Raw genomic sequence first — 206 nt, 5'->3', positions numbered from 1 at the left:
GATGCCGATTACCCGCAACGGGACGGAAAGACCCCGTGAACCTTTACTGCAACTTCACATTGATTCTGGGCAAGTAATGTGTAGGATAGGTGGGAGACTATGAAGCGGCGTCGCTAGGCGTTGTGGAGTCACCCTTGAAATACCACCCTTTGCTTGTTTGGAACCTAACTCAGCGATGAGAACAGTGCGTGGTGGGTAGTTTGACT

At 51.0% G+C, this 206-nt stretch carries 1 rRNA gene (running past one end of the window); it reads left to right on the top strand.

The window, feature by feature from the left end:
• Window positions 1–206, top strand: a 23S ribosomal RNA gene (locus tag ACPGXI_RS17975) (its annotated part extends 628 nt beyond the left edge of the window); the annotation flags it as partial.

The sequence above is a fragment of the Mycobacterium sp. genome, from assembly GCF_049608025.1.
Classification (GTDB): Bacteria; Actinomycetota; Actinomycetes; order Mycobacteriales; family Mycobacteriaceae; genus Mycobacterium.
This window is presented reverse-complemented; position numbering and strand designations above follow the sequence as displayed.